Annotated in this window: 22 protein-coding genes and 1 pseudogene; 9 read left to right on the forward strand and 14 right to left on the reverse strand. The window is 67.8% G+C overall.

The genetic code is table 11. The annotated features are described in order from the left end of the window. Positions 1–591: pseudogene (locus A5759_RS26110) on the forward strand (transglycosylase); the annotation flags it as partial. Positions 592–677: 86 nt separating this feature from the next. Here the strand turns inward: A5759_RS26110 and A5759_RS13295 are convergent. From A5759_RS13295 to A5759_RS13310, 4 genes are read right to left on the reverse strand one after another with little or no spacing between them, the layout of a single operon-like run. Continuing rightward, positions 678–1,106 (reverse strand): molybdenum cofactor biosynthesis protein MoaE, encoded by a 429-nt coding sequence (locus tag A5759_RS13295; protein WP_068198392.1) that lies wholly within the window; start codon positions 1,104–1,106, stop codon positions 678–680. After that, the gene (locus tag A5759_RS13300; protein WP_197506031.1) at positions 1,103–1,579 is read right to left on the reverse strand and encodes a molybdenum cofactor biosynthesis protein B; all 477 of its coding nucleotides are present in this window, start codon (positions 1,577–1,579) and stop codon (positions 1,103–1,105) included. The genes A5759_RS13295 and A5759_RS13300 overlap by 4 nt, the downstream gene beginning before the upstream one ends. Further along, on the reverse strand, positions 1,579–2,055 hold the full coding sequence (gene moaC / locus A5759_RS13305; RefSeq protein WP_082962113.1) for a cyclic pyranopterin monophosphate synthase MoaC: 477 nt from the start codon (positions 2,053–2,055) through the stop codon (positions 1,579–1,581). Before moaC ends, A5759_RS13300 begins: the two co-directional genes overlap by 1 nt. Further along, entirely contained in the window at positions 2,056–2,247 is a 192-nt protein-coding gene (locus tag A5759_RS13310) for a hypothetical protein (RefSeq protein ID WP_094295626.1), read from the reverse strand. A gap of 65 nt (positions 2,248–2,312) precedes the next feature. Here A5759_RS13310 and A5759_RS13315 point away from each other — a divergent pair, with 65 nt between their 5' ends. Beyond that, positions 2,313–4,571, forward strand: coding sequence for a helicase-associated domain-containing protein (locus A5759_RS13315; RefSeq protein ID WP_068198398.1), 2,259 nt, complete (start codon positions 2,313–2,315; stop codon positions 4,569–4,571). A gap of 99 nt (positions 4,572–4,670) precedes the next feature. Next, entirely contained in the window at positions 4,671–6,320 is a 1,650-nt protein-coding gene (locus A5759_RS13320) for a DNA repair helicase XPB (RefSeq protein WP_066850538.1), read from the forward strand. Between the two features lie 15 nt (positions 6,321–6,335). Here A5759_RS13320 and A5759_RS13325 read toward each other — a convergent pair whose 3' ends face one another. Next, the gene (locus A5759_RS13325; protein ID WP_064397489.1) at positions 6,336–6,680 is read right to left on the reverse strand and encodes a hypothetical protein; all 345 of its coding nucleotides are present in this window, start codon (positions 6,678–6,680) and stop codon (positions 6,336–6,338) included. A gap of 141 nt (positions 6,681–6,821) precedes the next feature. Between A5759_RS13325 and A5759_RS13330 the strand changes: the two genes are divergently transcribed. Further along, the gene (locus tag A5759_RS13330; protein WP_068198400.1) at positions 6,822–7,418 is read left to right on the forward strand and encodes a hypothetical protein; all 597 of its coding nucleotides are present in this window, start codon (positions 6,822–6,824) and stop codon (positions 7,416–7,418) included. Positions 7,419–7,436: 18 nt separating this feature from the next. On the opposite strand, the gene A5759_RS13335 is transcribed toward A5759_RS13330, so the two are convergent. Next, on the reverse strand, positions 7,437–8,429 hold the full coding sequence (locus A5759_RS13335) for an LLM class F420-dependent oxidoreductase (protein ID WP_068198403.1): 993 nt from the start codon (positions 8,427–8,429) through the stop codon (positions 7,437–7,439). 314 nt (positions 8,430–8,743) lie between these two features. On the opposite strand from A5759_RS13335, the gene A5759_RS25935 reads away from it, so the two are divergent. Beyond that, on the forward strand, positions 8,744–8,953 hold the full coding sequence (locus A5759_RS25935) for a hypothetical protein (protein ID WP_126315811.1): 210 nt from the start codon (positions 8,744–8,746) through the stop codon (positions 8,951–8,953). 46 nt (positions 8,954–8,999) lie between these two features. Then, positions 9,000–9,425 carry a pyridoxamine 5'-phosphate oxidase family protein gene (locus A5759_RS13340; RefSeq protein WP_066850544.1) on the forward strand — a complete coding sequence of 142 codons (426 nt, stop codon included), beginning with the start codon at positions 9,000–9,002 and terminating at the stop codon, positions 9,423–9,425. Here the strand turns inward: A5759_RS13340 and A5759_RS13345 are convergent. From A5759_RS13345 to A5759_RS13355, 3 genes are all read right to left on the reverse strand, one after another. Continuing rightward, on the reverse strand, positions 9,422–10,903 hold the full coding sequence (locus A5759_RS13345) for a class I adenylate-forming enzyme family protein (protein ID WP_082962127.1): 1,482 nt from the start codon (positions 10,901–10,903) through the stop codon (positions 9,422–9,424). The genes A5759_RS13340 and A5759_RS13345 overlap by 4 nt on opposite strands. 102 nt (positions 10,904–11,005) lie before the next feature. After that, positions 11,006–13,150, reverse strand: coding sequence for a 3-hydroxyacyl-CoA dehydrogenase NAD-binding domain-containing protein (locus A5759_RS13350; RefSeq protein ID WP_068198409.1), 2,145 nt, complete (start codon positions 13,148–13,150; stop codon positions 11,006–11,008). Between the two features lie 28 nt (positions 13,151–13,178). Beyond that, entirely contained in the window at positions 13,179–14,390 is a 1,212-nt protein-coding gene (locus A5759_RS13355) for an acetyl-CoA C-acetyltransferase (RefSeq protein WP_064397504.1), read from the reverse strand. A gap of 196 nt (positions 14,391–14,586) precedes the next feature. Between A5759_RS13355 and A5759_RS13360 the strand changes: the two genes are divergently transcribed. Further along, positions 14,587–15,783 (forward strand): pyridoxal phosphate-dependent aminotransferase, encoded by a 1,197-nt coding sequence (locus tag A5759_RS13360; RefSeq protein WP_068198412.1) that lies wholly within the window; start codon positions 14,587–14,589, stop codon positions 15,781–15,783. Here the strand turns inward: A5759_RS13360 and A5759_RS13365 are convergent. The 4 genes from A5759_RS13365 to A5759_RS13380 are packed head-to-tail and all read right to left on the reverse strand — an operon-like array spanning position 15,776 to position 18,287. Continuing rightward, positions 15,776–16,216: an SRPBCC family protein gene (locus A5759_RS13365; protein ID WP_064397507.1), complete on the reverse strand. Its 441-nt coding sequence runs from the start codon at positions 16,214–16,216 to the stop codon at positions 15,776–15,778. The two genes, A5759_RS13360 and A5759_RS13365, sit on opposite strands and share 8 nt — an antisense overlap. Before the next feature lie 58 nt (positions 16,217–16,274). Next, complete coding sequence (locus A5759_RS13370) at positions 16,275–17,354, reverse strand: CaiB/BaiF CoA-transferase family protein (RefSeq protein WP_082962114.1); 1,080 nt, start codon at positions 17,352–17,354, stop codon at positions 16,275–16,277. Between the two features lie 10 nt (positions 17,355–17,364). After that, on the reverse strand, positions 17,365–17,808 hold the full coding sequence (locus A5759_RS13375) for an SRPBCC family protein (protein WP_064397511.1): 444 nt from the start codon (positions 17,806–17,808) through the stop codon (positions 17,365–17,367). A 38-nt stretch (positions 17,809–17,846) separates the two neighbouring features. Further along, positions 17,847–18,287 carry an SRPBCC family protein gene (locus A5759_RS13380; RefSeq protein ID WP_064397513.1) on the reverse strand — a complete coding sequence of 147 codons (441 nt, stop codon included), beginning with the start codon at positions 18,285–18,287 and terminating at the stop codon, positions 17,847–17,849. A 32-nt stretch (positions 18,288–18,319) separates the two neighbouring features. On the opposite strand from A5759_RS13380, the gene A5759_RS13385 reads away from it, so the two are divergent. After that, positions 18,320–18,763 carry a nuclear transport factor 2 family protein gene (locus A5759_RS13385; protein WP_064397515.1) on the forward strand — a complete coding sequence of 148 codons (444 nt, stop codon included), beginning with the start codon at positions 18,320–18,322 and terminating at the stop codon, positions 18,761–18,763. A 248-nt stretch (positions 18,764–19,011) separates the two neighbouring features. After that, the gene (locus A5759_RS13390) at positions 19,012–19,200 is read left to right on the forward strand and encodes a hypothetical protein (RefSeq protein ID WP_064397517.1); all 189 of its coding nucleotides are present in this window, start codon (positions 19,012–19,014) and stop codon (positions 19,198–19,200) included. Between the two features lies 1 nt (position 19,201). On the opposite strand, the gene A5759_RS13395 is transcribed toward A5759_RS13390, so the two are convergent. Next, positions 19,202–20,188, reverse strand: a complete 987-nt coding sequence (locus A5759_RS13395) for an NAD-dependent epimerase/dehydratase family protein (protein ID WP_068198417.1) — start codon at positions 20,186–20,188, stop codon at positions 19,202–19,204. Positions 20,189–20,196: the final 8 nt, after the last annotated feature.

Consider the following 20,196-nt stretch of genomic DNA (forward strand, 5'->3'; position numbering starts at 1 on the left):
GATGTGTATAAGAGACAGCCGGAGGCCCCGCCCGCTCCGGCACCCGCACCCGAAGCGCCCCCCGCACCCGAGTTCGACGCGCTGGCCGCCCCCGTTCCGGAGGCGCCGCCCGCGCCGTTCGATCCGCTGGCCCCGCCGGTGCCCGAGGCTCCTCCGGTCGACGCGCAGGCCGTGGCCAACTGGGACGTCGCACCCGACGTGCCGGTCCCGGGTCAGCAGCCCGAATTGTGGTCGCTGCCCGTCGACGCGGCGCTGCAGCCCGCTCCGCAGGTGCCCCCTGCGCCCGCGCCTGTCGTCGATCCGGTCGCGGTGGACGCCGGTGTTCCGCATCTCGCGAGCCCCGACAACCTGCCCGCCGGGACCACCGTCGACCGCGCCCAGGCCGGGGCTGACAGCCCGAACGTCTCCTACCTCAAGGAGATCTGGCACGCGATTCAGACGCAGGACATCACCGGCAAGGATGCGCTGCTGGCACTGACCCAGCGGCCGCTCACCACGCCGGACGCCCCGGGCGGCCAGGCGCCGAATCTTCCGGCTGCGCCGGTTGATCCCGCGGTACCTGCGCCGAGTGCACCGCTGCCGTCTGCCTGATCACACCGCGCGCGATCGAGTGTGGAGTTGACGCACGTTTTCCGCGCTGCGTCGTGACATAACCCCACACTCGGCGTGAGGAACCGCTACGCGGAGTTCACCCATTCGTCGGAGCCGTCGGCGAAGAACTGGTGCTTCCACACCGGCAACCGTTCCTTGACCACGTCGACCAGGCGCGCGCACGTCTGGAACGCGGCCGCGCGGTGATCGGCCGCGACGGCGGCAACCAGCGCGGCATCGCCGATCTCAAGGGCCCCGATGCGGTGGCTGACCGCGATAGCCCGGACGCCGTCGGCATCCGCGGCGATCTCCGCGGCCACCTCCGCGAGCGTCTGTGGCGCCGACGGATGCGCCGAATACTCCAGTCGCAGCACTGAACGCCCGCCGTCGTGATCCCGCACGACACCGGAGAAGCTCACCACCGCACCAGCCGAGGCATTGGCGACCAGTGCCTCATGCTCAGCAGAGTCGATCGTCTCCTCGCAGAGGTCGGCACGCAGCACCACCGCCGTCATCGCGAGTGGTCCTTTCCGCGAATCTGATCGAGCGCATGCTCGAGAACGCGGTCGAGCACACCCAGTCCGTCTTTGACGCCGCCGGGCGATCCGGGCAGGTTCACGATCAGCGTGCGGTCCTTGACCCCACACACCCCACGAGAGAGCACCGACGTCGGCACCTTGTCCTCGCCGGCCCGACGGATCGCGTCGGCAAGGCCGGGAATCTGATAGTCGACCAGCGCGGCGGTGGCCTCGGCGGTGCGGTCGGTCGGCGAGATGCCAGTGCCGCCGGAGGTGATCACCACATCGACGCCGTCGGCAACCGCGGCAGAGATGGCGTCGGCCACCGCGTCGCCGTCGGGTACCACCACGGGCGCCGGGGTGTCGATGTCACGGCCGGTGAGCCAGCCCACGACGATCGGCCCGCTGCGGTCCTCGTACACGCCGGCGGCGGCACGCGTGGAGGCGACAACGACCCGACCCGACCGCATCAGCGGGTCCAGGTTCCGGTCTTGCCGCCCTCTTTGCGCAACACCCGGATGTCGTCGATGCGGGCGGCGGGGTCGACGGCCTTGATCATGTCGTAGATCGTCAGCGCGGCCACGCTCACCGCGGTCAGCGCCTCCATCTCCACACCGGTGCGGTCGGTGCTGCGCACGGTCGCAGTGATGTCAACCGTCGCGTCGCCGATCTGGAAGTCGACGTCGACGCCCGTGAGCGCCAACTGATGGCACAGCGGGATGAGGTCACTGGTGCGCTTGGCGGCCAGGATGCCTGCGACGCGGGCGGTGGCCAGCGCGTCGCCTTTGGGCAGGCCGCCCGATGCGATCATCGCGACGACGTCGGCCGTCGTGCGGAGGGTGCCGGCCGCGACGGCGGTGCGCTTGGTGACGTCCTTTGCCGTGACGTCGACCATGTGCGCCGCGCCGGTCTCGTCGACGTGTGAGAGGCGGGCCGGCTCGGACACCTACTTGTTGACGACCGTCACCGCGTGCACGTACGGCAGTTCGTCCGCGGGCAGCGGGAACGTGATCTCGCCGAAGGGCGACAGCGCGCCGGTACGGTCGGTGGCCAGCTCGCTCACCGCGTGGTCGTCGTCACCGTCGACCTCGGGCCAGCCCGGATCGACGTACCGTTTCTTCCCCTTGTTGTCTGCCACGCCCACATTGTGGCAAATGCTCCGGCCGGTGGCGACACCGCCACACTCCTTTACGCTGGTCAGCAATGACCGAGAACGCATCAGGCCTCCCGCTGGGCGCCTGGTTGGCCGATCTCCCCGACGACCGGCTCGTCCGGCTGCTGGAGTTGCGGCCCGACCTGACCCAACCGCCACCGGGGTCGGTCGCTGCGCTGGCGGCCCGCGCGCAGGCCCGCCAGTCGGTCAAGGCCGCCACCGACGACCTCGACTTCCTGCGGCTCGCTGTGCTCGACGCGCTGCTGGTGCTGCACGCCGACACGACCGCCGTCCCGGTCACAAAACTGCTGGAGCTCATCGGCGACCGGGCGCCCGAAGCAGCCGTCGCGAACGCCGTGGACGATCTGCGCGACCGGGGGCTGGTGTGGGGTGACGCGGCAGTCCGGGTGGCGGCCGAGGCTGTCGCGGGCTTGCCCTGGTACCCCGGACAGGCCACGGTCGAAGACACCGCCGCGAGCCCACAGGACATCGCCGCCCGACTGGAATCACTCGACGAGGCACAGTCCGAGCTGCTGCAGAAGTTGCTCGAGGGTTCACCGGTGGGCCGCACCCGCGACGCCGCACCCGGCACCCCGTCGGACCGCCCGGTGCAGCGGCTGCTGGCCGCCGGTCTACTGCGCCAGGTCGACGCGGAAACCGTGATCCTGCCGCGACTCGTGGGCCAGGTGCTGCGCGGTGAGCTGCCGGGGCCCCTGCAGCTCACCGAACCCGACCCGGTGGTGTCGACGACGACAGCGGCCGACGCCGACGCGGTGGCGCCGGGCGCCGCGCTCGACCTTCTCCGCGAGGTCGAGGTGGTGCTCGAAACCCTGGGTGCCACACCGGTTCCGGAGTTGCGCAGCGGTGGGCTCGGTGTGCGCGACGTCAAACGACTGACCAAGGCCACCGGCATCGACGAACGCCGCCTGGGGCTGATCCTCGAAGTGACCGCGGGTGCGGGCCTCATCTCGGCAGGCATGCCCGAACCCGAACCCGAGGCCGGTGACGGGCCGTACTGGGCGCCGACGGTCTCATCCGACCGGTTCGTCGAATCTCCGACCGCGGTCAAATGGCACCTGTTGGCGACGACCTGGCTGGAGCTCCCGGGCCGGCCGAGCTTGATCGGCAACCGCGGTCCTGATGGCAAACCCTATGCGGCACTGTCTGATTCGCTGTTCTCCACTGCCGCACCGCTGGACAGGCGACTGCTCCTCGAGGTGCTCGCGAGCCTGCCGCCCGGCGCGGGCGTCGACGCGGGTGAGGCGTCGCGGGCGATGATCTGGCGCAGGCCGCGCTGGGGGGTCCGGTTGCAACCGGGGCCGGTCGCCGACCTGCTGACCGAGGCGCATGCGCTGGGACTGGTGGGTCGCGGCGCACTGGCCACCCCCGCTCGGACGCTGCTCACCGACGCTCCTGCCGACGACGTCGTCAAGGCGATGGACAAGGTGCTGCCCGCACCGATCGACCATTTCCTGCTGCAGGCCGACCTCACGGTCGTCGTTCCCGGCCCGTTGCAGCGAGAGCTGGCCGAACAACTTGCCGCGGTGGCAAGCGTGGAGTCGGCGGGCGCGGCGATGGTGTACCGGATCAGTGAGCCGTCGATCCGCCGCGCGCTCGACACCGGCCGCACCGCGGGCGAACTGCACGCCTTCTTCAAGCGCCACTCGAAAACTCCTGTCCCGCAAGGCTTGACATATCTCATCGACGATGTGGCCCGCAGGCACGGCCAGTTGCGTGTCGGCATGGCGGCGTCGTTCGTGCGGTGCGAGGACGCAGCGCTGCTCGCACAGGCGGTGGGTGCACCGGCTACGGACTCGCTGGAGATGCGCCTGCTCGCGCCGACGGTCGCGGTGTCGCAGGCGCCGATCTCCGACGTGCTCGCGGCGCTGCGCCAGGCCGGCTTCGCGCCGGCGGCCGAGGACTCGACCGGCGCCATCGTGGATATTCGAGCCCGGGGCGCACGGGTGCCCGCTCCGCCGGGACGACGGCGCACGTACCGACTCGCCCCGACACCCACCAGCCAAACGCTCGGTGCAATCGTCGCCGTGCTGCGCAAGGTGGCGTCGGCCCCGACCGGCGGTATGCGTTTGGACCCGGCGGTGGCGATCAACCAGTTGCAGGAGGCCGCGCACATGCAGGCGTCGGTCGTGATCGGGTACGTCGATCCCGCGGGGGTGGCGACCCAACGTGTCGTCGCACCGATCAATGTGCGGGGCGGGCAGTTGACGGCATACGATCCCGCATCGGGGCGGGTGCGCGATTTCGCCATCCACCGCATCACTTCCGTGGTCGCCGCCGACGAGCAGTAGACCGAGCGACCGCATAATGCCCAGCTCATGGGGTGTGTCGACGGGCAGCCGCGGTCTCTCGCGGGTGGGGAGGTCGGGGCGGTCTGGATAATGGATGGGATGACCGATGGCCCCCTGATCGTGCAGTCCGACAAGACGGTGCTGCTCGAGGTCGACCATGAACAGGCGGGCGCGGCGCGTGCCGCGATCGCCCCGTTCGCCGAACTCGAGCGCGCCCCCGAGCACATCCACACCTACCGGATCACCCCGCTGGCGCTGTGGAACGCGCGCGCCGCGGGGCACGACGCCGAACAGGTCGTCGACGCGCTGGTGTCGTTCTCCCGCTACGCGGTGCCCCAGCCGCTTCTGGTCGACATCGTCGACACCATGGCCCGCTACGGGCGGCTGCAACTGGTCAAACATCCGGCTCACGGGCTGATGCTGGTGAGCCTGGACCGCGCCGTCCTCGAGGAGGTGCTGCGCAACAAGAAGATCGCGCCGATGCTTGGCGCGCGCATCGACGACGACACCGTCCTGGTACACAACAGCGAGCGCGGCCGAGTCAAGCAGATGCTTCTCAAGATCGGCTGGCCCGCAGAGGATCTCGCGGGTTACGTCGACGGTGAGAAGCACCCGATCAGCCTGGCGGAGAACGGCTGGCACCTTCGCGATTACCAGCAGATGGCCACCGAGTCGTTCTGGGAGGGCGGATCCGGGGTCGTCGTGCTGCCCTGCGGCGCGGGCAAGACGCTCGTCGGCGCGGCCGCGATGGCGAAGGCCTCGGCGACCACGCTGATCCTGGTGACCAACACCGTCGCCGGACGGCAGTGGAAACGCGAGCTGATCAACAGGACCTCGCTCACGGAGAACGAAATCGGCGAATACTCCGGGGAGCGTAAGGAGATTCGGCCGGTGACCATCGCCACCTATCAGGTGATCACTCGGCGCACCAAAGGCGAGTACCGGCACCTGGAGTTGTTCGACAGCCGCGACTGGGGGCTGATCATCTACGACGAGGTGCACCTGCTGCCCGCACCGGTGTTCCGGATGACGGCCGATCTGCAGTCGCGTCGTCGACTCGGCCTGACCGCCACACTGATTCGTGAGGACGGCCGCGAGGGGGACGTGTTCTCGTTGATCGGTCCGAAGCGCTACGACGCACCGTGGAAGGACATCGAGGCCCAGGGGTGGATCGCGCCCGCCGAGTGCATCGAGGTGCGGGTGACGATGACCGACAACGAGCGCATGCTGTACGCGACCGCCGAACCCGACGAGCGGTACAAGCTGTGCTCGACGGCGCATACCAAGATCGCGGTGGTCAAGTCGATCCTCGACAAACACAAGGGCGAACAGACGTTGGTGATCGGCGCCTACCTCGACCAGCTCGAGGAACTCGGCCAAGAGCTCGACGCGCCGATCATCCAGGGTTCGACGAAAACCGCGGAGCGCGAGGCGCTTTTCGATCAGTTCCGGCGCGGTGAGATCTCAACGCTGGTCGTGTCGAAGGTCGCCAACTTCTCTATCGATCTACCGGAAGCCAGCGTCGCCGTGCAGGTTTCGGGCACCTTCGGATCCCGTCAGGAAGAGGCTCAACGCCTGGGGCGGCTGCTGCGACCCAAGGCCGACGGTGGGGGCGCGATCTTCTACTCCGTCGTCTCCCGCGACAGCCTCGACGCCGAATACGCCGCGCACCGTCAAAGGTTCCTCGCCGAGCAGGGCTACGGCTACGTCATCAAGGACGCCGACGACCTGTTGGGACCCGCGATCTAGACGTGCAAGCGCCCGCTATACGTGCGGGCCGACCGGATTCGACACCGTCAGCAAGATCGCGGAGTCCTCGAGCGCCTGTAGTCCGTGCCGGTCCTTGGGTACCACGATGTGGTCGCCTTCGGACCCCTCCCAGTTGGCGGACGCATGGGTCAGCCGTACGCGGCCGTGCAGGACCTGCAGGGTGGCCTCCCCGTTCGTCTCGTGCTCGGTCAGTTCCGAGCCGCCGGTCAAGGCGATCAGCGTCTGACGCAGCGAATGCTCGTGGCCGCCGTAGACCGTGTGCGCGCTGCGTCCGCTACTGGCGGCGCGGGCCGTCTCGAGTTGCTCACGAGCGAGCGCGGTCAGCGAGGTCTTGTTCATCGCGGCTTCCTGTCGAGGGCTGGTCGATTGGGAAATTCAGCAGAGATGCCAATCTTAGTGATGGTCCATCCACCGCAAGCGGCCGCATCGAGACCGACGTAAATGAGCGTCCGAGGCGGTGAGGCGCTAGCCTGCTTACCCATGACCAGTCGCCGTCGCGCCACGCCCGCTCAGGCGGTCAAAGTCGGACTCGTCGGCGTCGTCATCGGTCTGGGTGCGCTGACGTCGGCCGGGTTCGCGACGGCAAACCCCGAGGTCCCGCCCCTCCCCGCCCCCGGAACTCCCGGCGCGCCGCCTGCGCCGGGCCAGCCCTACGCCGCTCCTGTGGCCCCGGGCGACCCGCCGCCCGCACCTCCGCCCGTCGGCGCGCCACCGGTGCCCGAGATTGCGAACCCTCAGTACGGGCAGGGTTCGAGCCCAGGTCCGCTCGGCTTCCTTCGCGATGCGTGGCGTCAGGCCCAGGACCCGTACGGGTTCGCCGCACTGCCGCCCGGCCAGGCACCGGTCGGGGCGCAGCCACCGCCCGGCGCGGGTCCCGCGCCGCAGCTACCGCCGGGATACACCTCGTTGAACGCCCCCGAGTCCAACGGCCCGCCGGTGGCACCGCCCGCCGGAGGTGGTCCACCGCTGCCGCCCGGGTACTACCCGTTGGACGGCCCACCGCCGCCCGGGTACTACGACACTGCCCCGCCGGGTCCGGCGATCCCCCCGGAGGGCCCGATTCCACCGACGCCGTGATCAGGTGTTCGTCGCGCCCTAGCTGAGGGCGGGAATCACCTGCTGCTCGAACATCTCGATACCCGAGCGGTCGTACGCGGCTTCCGGGAAGTAGAGGATGGCGTACTCGCAGCCCAGCTGCCGCATCTCGTCCAGCTTCTCGATGACTTGTTCGGGTGTGCCACTTGCTGCTTCGGGAGCGGACACGGAGTTCAGCATCGCGTCGACCGCCGCCTCGTCGGCCTTGGCGACCTGTCGTGCGCGCAGCCTCGCCACGCGTTCTTTGACGTCGGACTCCGAATCGCCGATCACCGCGTTGAAGTTGGCCGAACGAACGATCGCGTTGTAGTCGGTGCCGACCTCACCGCAGTGGTCGGCCAGCACCTGTGACTTGTGAGTGAAACCCCCTGGCTCAGAAGTGAAGTTGGTGTACTGGGCGTATTTCGCCGCGATGCGCAGCGTCACCTTCTCCCCACCGCCGGCGATCCATAGAGGAATCCCGTTCTCCTGCAGGGGTTTCGGCTGTACAATCGCCCCGGCGACCTGGTAGTGCTTGCCGTCGAAACTCACCTTCCCGTCGCGCCATGCGTCGCGCATGATCTGCACACCCTCGTCGAGGCGCCCCAGCCGCACCCCGGCCGACGGGAATCCGTAACCGTAGGCACGCCATTCGTGTTCGTACCAGCCGCCACCGATGCCCATTTGGATGCGACCGCCGGAGATGATGTCGGCGGTGGCGGCGACCTTGGCCAGATAGACCGGGTTGCGATAGCTCATCGCCGTGCACATCTGGCCGAGCTTGATGCGCGACGTCGTCGCGGCGTAGGCGGCCATCAAGGTCCACGCCTCGTGGGTGGCCTCCGTGGTGGGCACCGGCACGGTGTGGAAGTGGTCGTAGACCCACAGCGAGTCCCACGCGTCGCTGTCGTCGGCATACGCGGCGAGGTCGCGCATGACCGCCCACTGGTCTGCGGGAGGAATGTCGATCAGGTCGAGTCGCCAGCCCTGCGGGATGAACAGTCCGAAGCGCATGGCACCCGACTCTAGGCGTACCGGGCCTCCGGGGTCAGCAGGTCGCAAAGCGCGTCCATTCACGCCGTGCGGACCTCAGGACGCGACGCCGTTACCGCATTGCCGCCGCGGCGCGGAAGGTATCAGTTAGCTCCACTCACCATGAGTCCCGTACTGGGCGTTAGCCTCTCGCGCCGGAGAACTCCCGGTGCGCCGCCGACCGCAGAGGCACTCGAGAAGCTCGACACGCTTCGCTGACCGGCGTTTTCTGTTGTATGGTGTGGCTCACACCAGGCAGTTCGTGTGATCTGAGGCACAGGAAAGAGGAGGCGGTCGTGGGTCGTGACCCGATAGACGGGTTCAGGGCGCATCCCGTGCGTCCCGGCGGCGCGGTGCACGTTCGGTGGTTCACTGTCCTGCTGCTGGCGGTCATCGCGATCGCCGCGATAGCGGGAATCGTCAGCACGGCGGCGATGGGCCAAACTCCCGTCGCGATCGCCATCGGCATAGTCACGATGGCGTTCTTCTCCCGGATCGGCGCCTGAGGCTCGATCCCCGAATTCTGTCGGCGTCCGGCGTTAGCCTGACGTCATGGCTTTGTCGAAAGACGAACGCGAGCAATTCCTGGCCGAACCGCACGTCGCCGCCTTGTCGGTCGGCGCGGGTGACAAGCGTGGCCCGCTGACCGTTCCTGTCTGGTATCAGTACTCGCCCGGCGGTGAGCCGTGGGTGCTCACCGGCGACGGCTCTCGCAAGCATCGACTCATCGAGAGCCAGGGCGAGTTCACGCTGATGGTCCAGCGCCTCGAGCCGACGGTTCGGTACGTGGCGGTCGACGGCCCGGTCAGCCGCATCGAGCCCGGCACCGACGAGCGACTCGTCGAGGTCACCAAACGCTATCTGCCGCCCGAAAAGGTCGATGCGTACCTCGAATACGCCCGCCGCGAGCACGGCGCGAGCGTGGTGGTCTTCATGAAGCCGCAGCACTGGTTGTCGGCTGACCTCGGGGCGTTCTAGCGCGGCTCGAACAGCGCGGCGACGGCGGGCAGGCTCACCTTCAGCGCCGGGTTGCGCGGCAGTTCGTCGACGACCGTGAACGCCACCGGCACGTTGTACACGGGTAGCGAGCGCCGCACCAGGTCGGCAAGTTCGTCGTCGGAGGGCACCGGCAGCCCCGGCGACACCTCGACGGCTGCCACCGGCACCTCGCCCAGGCGCGCGTCGCGCACGCCGACCACGCACGCGTCGCGGACGGCGGGATGTGCGATCAGCACGCGCCGAACGGTTTCCGGCAGGACCTTGAACCCACCGCGGTTGATCGCCCCGTCGGCCCTTCCATGCAGGGTGACGAACCCGTCGTCGTCCATCGAGGCGATGTCGGTGGTGCGGATCCAGTCCGGTCCGATCGGCGCGACCTTGGCCTCCAGGAGGCCTTGCTCGCCGGCCGCAAGCTCGCCTCCGGTGTCCGGGTCGACGATGCGCAACTCGACGTCGGGCAGGGCCCGGCCGACGCTGTCGCGCTTGGCCGAACCGAAGTCGCGTTGCATCTCCGGCGACCATGCGCACAGCGATCCCGCGAATTCCGTTGCGCCGTAGGCCAGCACGATCGGGATACCGTATTTCGCCTCGAACTCGTCGCGGGTCTCGGGGTCCAGCGGGCCGGACGCGCTGATCAGGAAGTCCAGCGACGCGAGATCTTCCTTCGCCACGTCGGCGTCCAGCAGCATCCGGATGACGGCGGGCTGCACACCCGAACGGGTGATGCGGTGCCGTTTCACGAGATTCACGTAGTCCTCGACGCTGAATCGCTCGAGCATCACGATCCGCCTGCCGTTGTACACACCGGCGATCAACTGACATACACCGATTCCGCCGAACTGCCAGTAGGCGAGTTCGGGCGGGGCGTCGGCCGGTGCGGTCTCGCCGCTGGTGACGCTGAACACCGTACGCTCGAGCACCGGGGTCTTGATCGACTGGCGCTTCGGCGGTCCCGTCGTGCCGCTCGTCAGAATCTGCAGTGCGACACCGGGTTCAGGCTCAGCATGGACGCGTCGCGGATCCCGGCGTTCCAGCCCGGGCACCGCAGCGACGACCGGTTGGCGCGCCGATATCTCCACGCCCGCGCTGCCTGCCCGCCGAGCCGCGTCGATGACCGGCGGGGTCCAGTCCTCACCGTCGGCGACGACGGCCGAGAGTGCGAGCGCCTCGATGTCGCGGCCGACGGCCTCGGGCGACTGGAACGAGTAGATCATCGACACCGTGCGCCCCGCGGCGAGGAAGCCGATGATCGCCGCGGCGTGCGGCAACCGGTTCCTGACCACCAAACCGACCGGGGCATCGTCGGGCACACCCGCAGCCCGCAGCGCCTGCGCGATGGCATGGCCGTATGCCGTCACCTCGTCGCCGCTGTACCAGCGCCCCTCGAACTCGATACAGGGATTACCGCCGTAGCGGGCCAACCCGGCCGCGAACTCGTCGGTGAAGCTTTCCGGCACGGCGTCAATGTAGCGAATCACCCGATCCGTCAAAGCGGCGAGCGCTCACCGTTGAAACGAAATCCGTACAACGGTGAGCGCTCGGCCCGATGGAGTTGGACGTCAGGTCAGCGACGCCGGCGGGTTGAACCGCTCGCCGTACTTGGCCGCGAGTTCCTTGGCGCGGGCCACGAAGGCCTCCTTGCCGACGCCGCCAGGCCCCTGGTAGCCGACGATGAACTGCGCCGAACCACCGGTGTAGGGCGGGAAGCCGATACCCATGATCGAGCCGATGTTCGCGTCGGCGGTCGACGTGAGCACGCCCTCGTCGAGGCACTTCTGGGTTTCCAGCGCCTCGGCAAAGAGCATGCGATCGATCATGTCCTGCAACGGGATCGAGGTGCTGCCCGAGTTGAACGTGTCGGCCAGCCCTGGCCACAGCCCGACGCGTTTGCCGTCGGCGTACTCGTAGAAGCCCGCGCCCTTCAGCCGCGACGGCCGTCCGATCTCGATCATCTTCTCGACGACCGCCTCGGCCGGGTGCGGCTCGTACGTGCCGCCCGTGCTCTCGACACCCTTGCGGGTGGCGACGGCGATCTTGTGCATCAGCTCGAGGTTGAGCTCGTCGGACAGCTGCAGCGGCGGCGCCGGGTAGCCCGCCTGCGAGCCGGCCTGCTCGATGCTCGCCGCCGCAATGCCCTCACCGAGCATCGCCAGCGCCTCGTTGACGAAGGTGCCGATGACGCGGCTGGTGAAGAAGCCGCGACTGTCGTTCACCACGATCGGGGTCTTGCCGATGGCCAGCGTGTAGTCGAACACCCGGGCCAACGCCTCGTCAGAGGTCTTCTCGCCCTTGATGATCTCCACCAGTGGCATCTTGTCGACCGGCGAGAAGAAGTGGATGCCGATGAAGTCCTCTTGCCGCTTCACGCCGGTCGCCAAACCGGTGATCGGCAGCGTCGAGGTGTTCGATCCCAGCAGCGCATTGGGCTCGACGACGTCCTCGATCTCCTGGAACACCTTGTGCTTGAGGTCCTGATCCTCGAACACCGCCTCGACGACGAAGTCGACACCCTTCAGGTCCGCGGGATCGCCCGTCGGCGTGATGCGGGCCAGCAGCGCGTCGGAGCGCTCCTGGGTGGTCTTGCCCCGCTCGAGCGCCTTGGCCTCGAGCTTCTCCGAATAGCCCTTGCCCTTCTGGGCGGCTTCGAGGCTGACGTCCTTGAGCACCACGTCGAACCCGGCCTTGGCCGATACGTAGGCGATGCCGGCGCCCATCATGCCTGCGCCCAGCACGCCGATCTTATTGATCTTGACGGGCTCGATGCCGTCGGGCCGCGACGCGCCACCGTTGATGGCCTGCAGGTCGAAGAAGAACGCCTGGATCATGTTCTTGGCCGTCTGGCCGGTGACCAGCTGGGTGAAGTAGCGGCTCTCGATGCGGCTGGCGGTGTCGAAGTCGACCTGCGCGCCCTCGACGGCCGCGTTGAGGATCGCCCGCGGCGCAGGCATCGGCGCACCCTTGAGTTGCTTCTTCAGCAGCGCCGGGAACGACGGCAGGATGCTGGCCAAGCCAGGCGATGTCGGCGTGCCGCCGGGCATCTTGTACCCCTTGGCATCCCAGGGCTGGGTGTGCGCGTCGGGGTTGGCTTTGATCCACGCCTTGGCTGCGGGCACCAACTCCTCCACCGTCGGCAGCACCTCGTCGACTAGGCCGACCTCCTTGGCCTTACCCGGCTTGAACCGGGTGCCCTGGCTCAGCACCTCCATGAATGCCTTCTGGATGCCGAACATCCGCACGGTGCGGGTCACGCCGCCACCGCCGGGCAGCAGACCCAACGTGACCTCGGGCAGACCGATGACCGAGCCCTTGACGTCGGCGGCGATCCGGTGATGGCAGGCCAGCGCAATCTCCAGGCCACCGCCCAGCGCGGCGCCGTTGATGGCCGCCACGACCGGCTTGCCCAGCGTCTCGAGCTTGCGCAGGTCGGCCTTGATGGACTCGACCTCTTCGAACGCTTCGGCGGCGTTGTCCGGGCCGACGTTCATCATGCCCTTGAGGTCACCGCCGGCGAAGAAGGTCTTCTTCGCGCTGGTGATGACGACGCCGGTGATCGAATCCTTTTCCGCAACAAGCTTTTCGACGGCATTGTGCATGGATTCCTTGTAATGCTCGTTCATCACGTTGGCCGAGCCGGTCGGATCGTCGAGCGTCAGGGTGACGATGCCGTCGGCATCCTTGTCCCACTGAATGGTGTTCTCTGCCATGTTTTTTCCTTAAACCCTCAGACTCGTGCTAGACGCGCTCGATGATGGTGGCCACGCCCATGCCGCCGCCGATGCACAGCGTGATCAGCGCACGCCGTGCGTTGCGACGCTCGAGCTCGTCGACCATGGTTCCGGTGATCATGGCGCCGGTGGCGCCCAGCGGGTGGCCCATCGCGATGGCGCCACCGTTGACGTTGAGCTTCTCGTCGGGGATGTCGAGGTCCTTCTGGAACTTCAGAACCACCGAGGCGAACGCCTCGTTCAGCTCGAACAGGTCGATGTCGTCGACCGTCAGGCCGGCACGGTCGAGCACCTTGCGAGTGGCCGGCGTCGGACCGGTGAGCATGATGACCGGATCGGCGCCACTGGTGGCGGTGGCCACGATGCGTGCCCGCGGGGTCAGGCCCTGCGACTGGCCCGCCTTTTCACTGCCGACGAGCACCAGCGCGGCGCCGTCGACGATGCCGGAGCTGTTGCCGCCGGTGTGGACGTGGTTGATCTTCTCGACGAAGTGATACTTCTGCAGCGCCACGTCGTCGAACCCGCCCATCGCGCCGACGCCGTCGAACGCGGTCTTGAGCTGACCGAGGCCCTCGAGCGTGGTGTCGGGGCGCATGTGCTCGTCGTGGTCGAGAATCACGAGGCCGTTCTGGTCGCGCACCGGCACGACGGACTTGGCGAAGTAGCCGCCCGACCAGGCCGCGGCGGCTTTCTCCTGGCTGCGCAGCGCGTAGCGGTCGACATCCTCGCGGGAGAAGCCCTCGATCGTCGCGATCAGATCGGCGCCGATGCCCTGCGGGACGAATCCGATGCGGTAGTTCGTCTCCGGGTCCGAAGCCCATGCGCCGCCGTCGGAGCCCATCGGCACGCGGCTCATCGACTCGACACCGCCGGCGAGCACCAGGTCGTCCCAGCCGGACCGCACCTTCTGGGCGGCGGTGTTGACGGCCTCCAGACCCGAGGCGCAGAACCGGTTCAGCTGGAACCCGCCGGTGGTCTCGGGCAGCTTGGCCACCAGCGCCGCGGTCCGGGCGATGTCGCCGCCCTGGTCACCGACGGGGGACACACAACCGAGGATGACGTCGCTGATCAGCGTCTCGTCGAGGTCGGGGTGGCGGCTGCGGATCTCCTCGATCAGGCCGACGACCAGGTTGACGGGCTTGACCTCGTTGAGTGCGCCATTCTTGTTCTTGCCGCGGGGCGTACGAATCGCCTCGTAGATGAAGGCTTCTTCAGACATGAAGATTTTTCCTGTTCAGATTGGGTTGCGGGATGCCTGTCCATCCGGACGGTAGTCCTCTGTCCCGCAGCCTAACAGCCTCGGCCAACCTGTTGGTTGGGCAACCGGGTCCCGCCGAACGTGGGTTACCCGCACACCGATCTCGAAAATTGTGTGTCGGTAACCCACGTTCGCGCCGGCATTAGGCTCGACAACCGTGACCGTCGAACGCCTCCAGCCGTATGCGGTGACGATCTTCGCCGAGATGTCGGCGCTCGCTGCGCGCATCGGCGCGGTCAACCTCGGGCAGGGCTTTCCCGACGAGGACGGCCCGCCCGCCATGCTCGAGATCGCCCAGCGCGCGATCGCCGACGGCACCAACCAGTATCCGCCCGGCCTCGGTATCGCACCGTTGCGTGAAGCGATCGCCGCCCAGCGCAAGCGTGCGCACGGAACCGAATACGACCCCGACACCGAGGTCCTGGTGACCGTCGGCGCGACTGAAGCAATCGCGGCCGCGGTCATCGGGCTCGTCGAACCCGGTTCCGAGGTGCTGCTGATCGAGCCGTTCTACGACTCCTACTCCCCCGTCATCGCGATGGCGGGCTGCCAGCGGCGCGCCGTCCCGATGGTTCAGGACGGCCGCGGCTTCGGTATCGATGTCGATGGGCTGCGAAAGGCCGTCACACCCAACACCAAAGCGCTGATCGTCAACTCGCCGCACAACCCCACCGGGATGGTGGCCGGCGACAACGAACTGCGCGCGCTGGCCGAACTGGCCGTCGAGGCCGACCTGCTCGTGATCACCGACGAGGTCTACGAGCACTTGGTGTACTCCGACTTCCCCGGCCGACGGCATCTGCCGCTGGCCAACTACCCCGGCATGGCCGAGCGCACGATCACGATCTCGAGCGCGGCCAAAATGTTCAACGTCACCGGCTGGAAGATCGGATGGGCATGCGGCCCAGCTGATCTCATCGCCGGTGTGCGCGCAGCCAAGCAGTACCTGTCGTACGTCGGCGGCGCACCGTTCCAGCCCGCGGTGGCGCACGCCCTGAACAACGAGGACGCGTGGGTCGACTCGCTGCGGGAGTCCTTGCAGCGCAAGCGAGACCGATTGGGTGGGGCGCTGTCCGACCTCGGCTTCGAGGTGCACGAGAGCTTCGGCACCTACTTCCTGTGTGCCGACCCGCGTCCGCTCGGATTCAGCGACAGCACCGCGTTCTGCTCCGAGCTGCCTCATCGTGCGGGTGTGGCAGCGATTCCGATGTCGGCGTTCTGCGACCCGGGCGCCGAGCACGCCGGTGCATGGAACCACTTGGTGCGCTTCGCCTTCTGCAAACGCGACGAGACCCTCGACGAGGCGATCCGTCGGCTCGAGGTGCTGCGGGCGGGCGGGCGAGAAACTACGTAACCGCGGCCATCACCCGGCGCCGCAGATTCTCGGTCGCGACGTCGAGCACCATCTTCTTGGCGCGGCGAAGCAGGAACTCCGGAATCGGCGCCGCCAGGTCGATGATGATGTCGAAGCGGACCCGGGTGCGGTCCTCGCCGATGGGGGTGAGGTTGTACTCGCCGTGCTGCCCGCGTTGTTGCATCGTCGCCTTGGCGTCCCAGACCACCCAGTCCTCGCCCCAGTGGTACTCGAGGAACTCCTTGTCGGTGACGCCCATGATTTTGAACGTCGCCTTGACGTGATGCGGGCGGCCGTCGGGATGACGGTCGAGCACCTCGGCGTGCTTGTGAACGGGCGACCACGTGGGCACGGCATCGATATCGGCGAGTGCGTCCATGATCGCGTCTTTGGGCGCCTCGAAGACCACTTCCCTCGACGCCTGCACAGCCATGCGGCAAATCGTAGCTAACTCCACTGCCTAGCGCATAGGCTTTTTCAGCAAATTAGTATTACCAGTCAATATCAATTAGGTCAGTCGCATCCTGCGGAGGTGCTCCAACGGGACCCGCTGGGGTGCGCGAAAACCGAGGCGCCGGCGCGGCCTGGTCTACCCCGTTGGCCTGCACCAACGTTGACCGCGCACGCAAATGGCCGCTGCGCGCCGCCTCGGTCCACGTCAGCACCGGCGTGACGCACGCGTCGGTACCCGAAAAGATCGCCGTCCATTCGTCGCGGGTCTTGCGCGCAAAGCGCTCAGCGAACAGCCTGTGCATTTCTGGAAACGACTCGCGGTCCATTTGCGGTGGGAGCTCGTCGGCGCCGAGCCCGAGCCCGGTCAACAGTTGCGCGTAGAACTGCGGTTCGATCGCGCCGACTGCCATGTGCTTACCGTCGGCGGTCTCGTAGGTGCGGTAGAACGGGGCGCTGCCATCGAGCAGGAACGACTCACGTTCGTCGTGCAGCGCGCCGGTCGACTTCATCGTCCACGCGACCTGCGTCAGCACGGCCACGCCGTCGACCATCGCCGCGTCGACCACCTGACCCACACCGGAGTGCTCCCGTTCGTACAGCGCGGCCACGATGCCCACCAGCGCGAGCATGGAGCCGCCGCCGAAGTCGGCGACCAGGTTCAGCGGCACGACCGGCGGCCGGTCGCGGTATCCGATCGCCGACAGCGCACCGCTCTGCGACAGGTAATTGATGTCGTGACCCGCGGTCTGGGCCAGCGGTCCGTGCTGACCCCAACCCGTGATCCTGGCGAAGATCAGCCGAGGGTTGACCCCTGCGCAGTCGTGGGGTCCGATGCCGAGCCGCTCACATGTCCCGGGGCGAAACGCATCGATGAGGACGTCGGCCTTGGCGACGAGCTTCAGCAGCGTGGCCGGGTCCGCCTTCACATCCAGGTCGACGACACGCTTGCCGCGGTGCAACAGGTCGACGTTCTCCGGCGGCATCTGCAGCCCGCCGGGTCGGCGCACGCGCACCACGTCGGCGCCGAGATCGGCGAGCACCATTCCGGCGTGGGGTCCGGGGCCGATGCCGCCCAGTTCGATGACCTTCACTCCCGCAAGGGGTCCCGCCGTCGCCACACGGGGCAGACTATCCGCGACTCTTGACCTGACGTACTCGTTTGCGCAGCCCGTCGGTGGCCGTCTCCATCAATCCTCTGGCGCCCTTCTTGATCAGGAAGCCGGGCAGCGGCACCAGCGGGTCGACCATGAGCTCGAAGTGAACCTTCGTCGTATCGCCGTCGGGGGTGAGCGTGTACCGACCTTGCTGCGCGCGTTGCTGTTTGGAACTCTCCAGACTCCAGCTGACGCCGTCGTCGTGGACGGTGTAGTTGAGCACCTGCTCATCGGAGACGCCGACGATCTTGACGACCTGACGTGACTTGCGGGGGCGGCCCTCGTCGTCGCGTTCGAGGATCTCGACCTTCTGATGCGCTGAGGACCACTCGGTCAGCGACTCGAGGTCGGTCAGAACGTCGAGGATCTCCTGCGGTGTCGCGTCGATGACGACCTCGCGAGTTTCGGTGACAGCCATGCCGGTTTCATTGCCAACCCGGCCGGCGTCGAAACCGGTCAGCTCCGCTTGAGCTTGAGGACCTGCTTGCGCAGACCGTCGGTCGCAGCCTCCAGACCGCCCTTCATCGCACGCTTCAGAACGAACCCGGGAATCGGCACCGCGGGGTCGACGGTGATTTCGAAGCGGACCTTCGTCTTGTCGCCGTCGGGTGTGAGCGTGTACGTCGCGCTTTGCGTTTTCAGCTGGCTGGATTCCAGCAGTGTCCAGCCCGCCGTGTTCTCACCCCACGTGTACTGCACGACCTGCTCGTCGGAGATGCCCATGGTCTTCAACTTCAGCCGTACGCGGCCGGGCCGCCCGTCGGCGTCCCTGTCGAGAACCTCGGCGCCCTGGTGCTGGGGAGACCAGTCCGGCGCGGACTCGACGTCGGCGATGACGTCGAGAATTTCGGCCGGGCTCGCGTCGATCACGACCTCACGGGAATCGCTGGTAGCCATGGCGCGAGATTAGCCCCGTTACGGTTGACCGCATGGAACTTTGGGAGCTTTGCGCACGGGAACGCATCAGGGACACCCTGGCCCGGTACAACTGGTCGGGCGACGCACTGCGTCTGCCCGAACTTGCCGCCGCCTTCTGCGATGACGGTGTCCTCGAGGTGCGGGGCACCGAGCCTGCGCGGGGCCGTAACGCGATCGTGGACTATCTGGGCGGTGCCGTCGCGGCGCCGAACGCGGCGGCATCCAAGTCGGACGTCAAGCGCATCGTGCGCCACAACGTGACAAACATCCGCTTCACCGAAGCGACGCGCGAAGAGGCGCGGGTCTCCTGTTATTTCACGGTGTTCACCGAGATCGGCCTCGACCACTATGGGCGCTACCGCGATGTGTTCGCTCCGGTCGGCGACGACTGGTTGATCCGCCACCGATTCGTCTCCACCGACTGGAGCGCACCGAATTCCACGATGGCGCGCTAGCCCGGCGGCACCACCGCCCCACCGTCGGGGCGCGAAATCTGCAACAGGGCTGTAAAAGTTCGCCGATCACGACCCTGCCGCAGAAATCGACGTGCCTAAGAATTTCAACCCGGCGGCACCGCCTTAGCACGCGAAATCTGCAACAGGGCTGTAAAAGTTCGCCGATCACGACCCTGCCGCAGAAATCGACGGGACTCGCCGCGCGCAAGCAGGGACTGAAACGCCGGCTCGGCGGGTATATAGCGCCGGTGAGCGATGACAAGAAGGACAACCCCGGCACCGTCGAGACCGACGCCGGGCCCTCAAACGCCGACGACGACGTGCAGAGCGACCCGGCACGGGGCACCGACGCCACTGACGAAGAAGGCGTCGACTGGTCGGACGAAGGTGGTGCGACACCGACCGGCCCGGCCGACACCGGCGACCACACGCAGTGACTCAGCGCAGCGCGTCGGCCAACTCCGTGAGCGTCTGCGCGGAGGTGTATTTCGGCTCCCAGCCGAGCTGAGCCTTCGCCTTGCTCGTATCCATGACCACCGATGTGCGGCCGATGTGCAACCACTCCAGCGCCGACGGCACGAACGGCAGCCGGGCGACGACACCGGCCGCCGCGGTCACCGTGACCTTGGGCACCGGTATCGGTCGGGCACCCAGTTCGCGGGCGACGTCGGACACCGTGATCAGGCCGTCGCCCGCGATGTTGTAAGCGCCCGGCGGCGCCGACGTGGTGGTGGCCGCGGCGGCGATGGCGGCCGCGACATCGTCGTGATGCACCAGCTGCAACGGTATGCCGGGATCGGGCACCGGCACCTTGAGCAGTGGAAGCGCGTCGGACATGCGCTTGACCGGGCGGGGCAGATGCGTCCACGGCATGGCGTCGGCCAGCGCCGGCGCCTTGGGACCGGCGACGATGCAGGGCCGCAGCACATACACCTCCAGCGATGTCCCGCCGACGATGTCGGCGAGCGCCGCTTCGCACTCGGCCTTCTGCTCGGAGTAGTAGTGCTCGGGTGACCCCCGCGGCGGCACGTCTTCGGTGAGCGGTACCGGGTTGTCGCTGTGATAGCCGTAAGCGGCGACCGACGACGTGTACACCAGCCGCCGCGTGCGGGCCGCGGCGACCGTCGCCTCGAAGACGTTGCGGGTGCCGGCCAGGTTGATGCGGGCGCTCTCCTCCCGCGAGCCCATGATGATGAACGCGAGATGGACCACGACGTCCGCGCGTCCGACGAGCGCGTCGACGGCCTCGCGGTCGAGGATGTCGCCCTGGAGATAGGTCGTCTTCGACCAGCCGTGCTCGGCCGGGTCGAAGGGGCGACGAGCCATTCCGATGATCTCGTCGACGTCCGCGACACGTTCGAGCGCTTCTACTGCCGATTTGCCGATTTCCCCCGTGGGCCCCGTGACGGCCACCGTGATTCCCATGCAGGCCG

Origin of the sequence: Mycobacterium sp. 852014-52144_SCH5372336 (assembly GCF_001665615.1) — a bacterium.
In the GTDB taxonomy this organism is placed as follows: Bacteria; Actinomycetota; Actinomycetes; order Mycobacteriales; family Mycobacteriaceae; genus Mycobacterium; species Mycobacterium neumannii_A.

Bases quoted from the DNA above. Each gene is read 5' to 3' on its own strand.
- A5759_RS13295 (WP_068198392.1), bottom strand. From the start codon at position 1,106: ATGACGGCGGTGGTGCTGCGTGCCGACCTCTGCGAGGAGACGATCGAC.
- A5759_RS13300 (WP_197506031.1), bottom strand. From the start codon at position 1,579: ATGCGGTCGGGTCGGGTCGTTGTCGCCTCCACGCGTGCCGCCGCCGGC.
- A5759_RS13315 (WP_068198398.1), top strand. From the start codon at position 2,313: ATGACCGAGAACGCATCAGGCCTCCCGCTGGGCGCCTGGTTGGCCGAT.
- A5759_RS13320 (WP_066850538.1), top strand. From the start codon at position 4,671: ATGACCGATGGCCCCCTGATCGTGCAGTCCGACAAGACGGTGCTGCTC.
- A5759_RS13325 (WP_064397489.1), bottom strand. From the start codon at position 6,680: ATGAACAAGACCTCGCTGACCGCGCTCGCTCGTGAGCAACTCGAGACG.
- A5759_RS13330 (WP_068198400.1), top strand. From the start codon at position 6,822: ATGACCAGTCGCCGTCGCGCCACGCCCGCTCAGGCGGTCAAAGTCGGA.
- A5759_RS13335 (WP_068198403.1), bottom strand. From the start codon at position 8,429: ATGCGCTTCGGACTGTTCATCCCGCAGGGCTGGCGACTCGACCTGATC.
- A5759_RS13340 (WP_066850544.1), top strand. From the start codon at position 9,000: ATGGCTTTGTCGAAAGACGAACGCGAGCAATTCCTGGCCGAACCGCAC.
- A5759_RS13350 (WP_068198409.1), bottom strand. From the start codon at position 13,150: ATGGCAGAGAACACCATTCAGTGGGACAAGGATGCCGACGGCATCGTC.
- A5759_RS13355 (WP_064397504.1), bottom strand. From the start codon at position 14,390: ATGTCTGAAGAAGCCTTCATCTACGAGGCGATTCGTACGCCCCGCGGC.
- A5759_RS13365 (WP_064397507.1), bottom strand. From the start codon at position 16,216: ATGGCTGTGCAGGCGTCGAGGGAAGTGGTCTTCGAGGCGCCCAAAGAC.
- A5759_RS13375 (WP_064397511.1), bottom strand. From the start codon at position 17,808: ATGGCTGTCACCGAAACTCGCGAGGTCGTCATCGACGCGACACCGCAG.
- A5759_RS13380 (WP_064397513.1), bottom strand. From the start codon at position 18,287: ATGGCTACCAGCGATTCCCGTGAGGTCGTGATCGACGCGAGCCCGGCC.
- A5759_RS13385 (WP_064397515.1), top strand. From the start codon at position 18,320: ATGGAACTTTGGGAGCTTTGCGCACGGGAACGCATCAGGGACACCCTG.
- A5759_RS13395 (WP_068198417.1), bottom strand. From the start codon at position 20,188: ATGGGAATCACGGTGGCCGTCACGGGGCCCACGGGGGAAATCGGCAAA.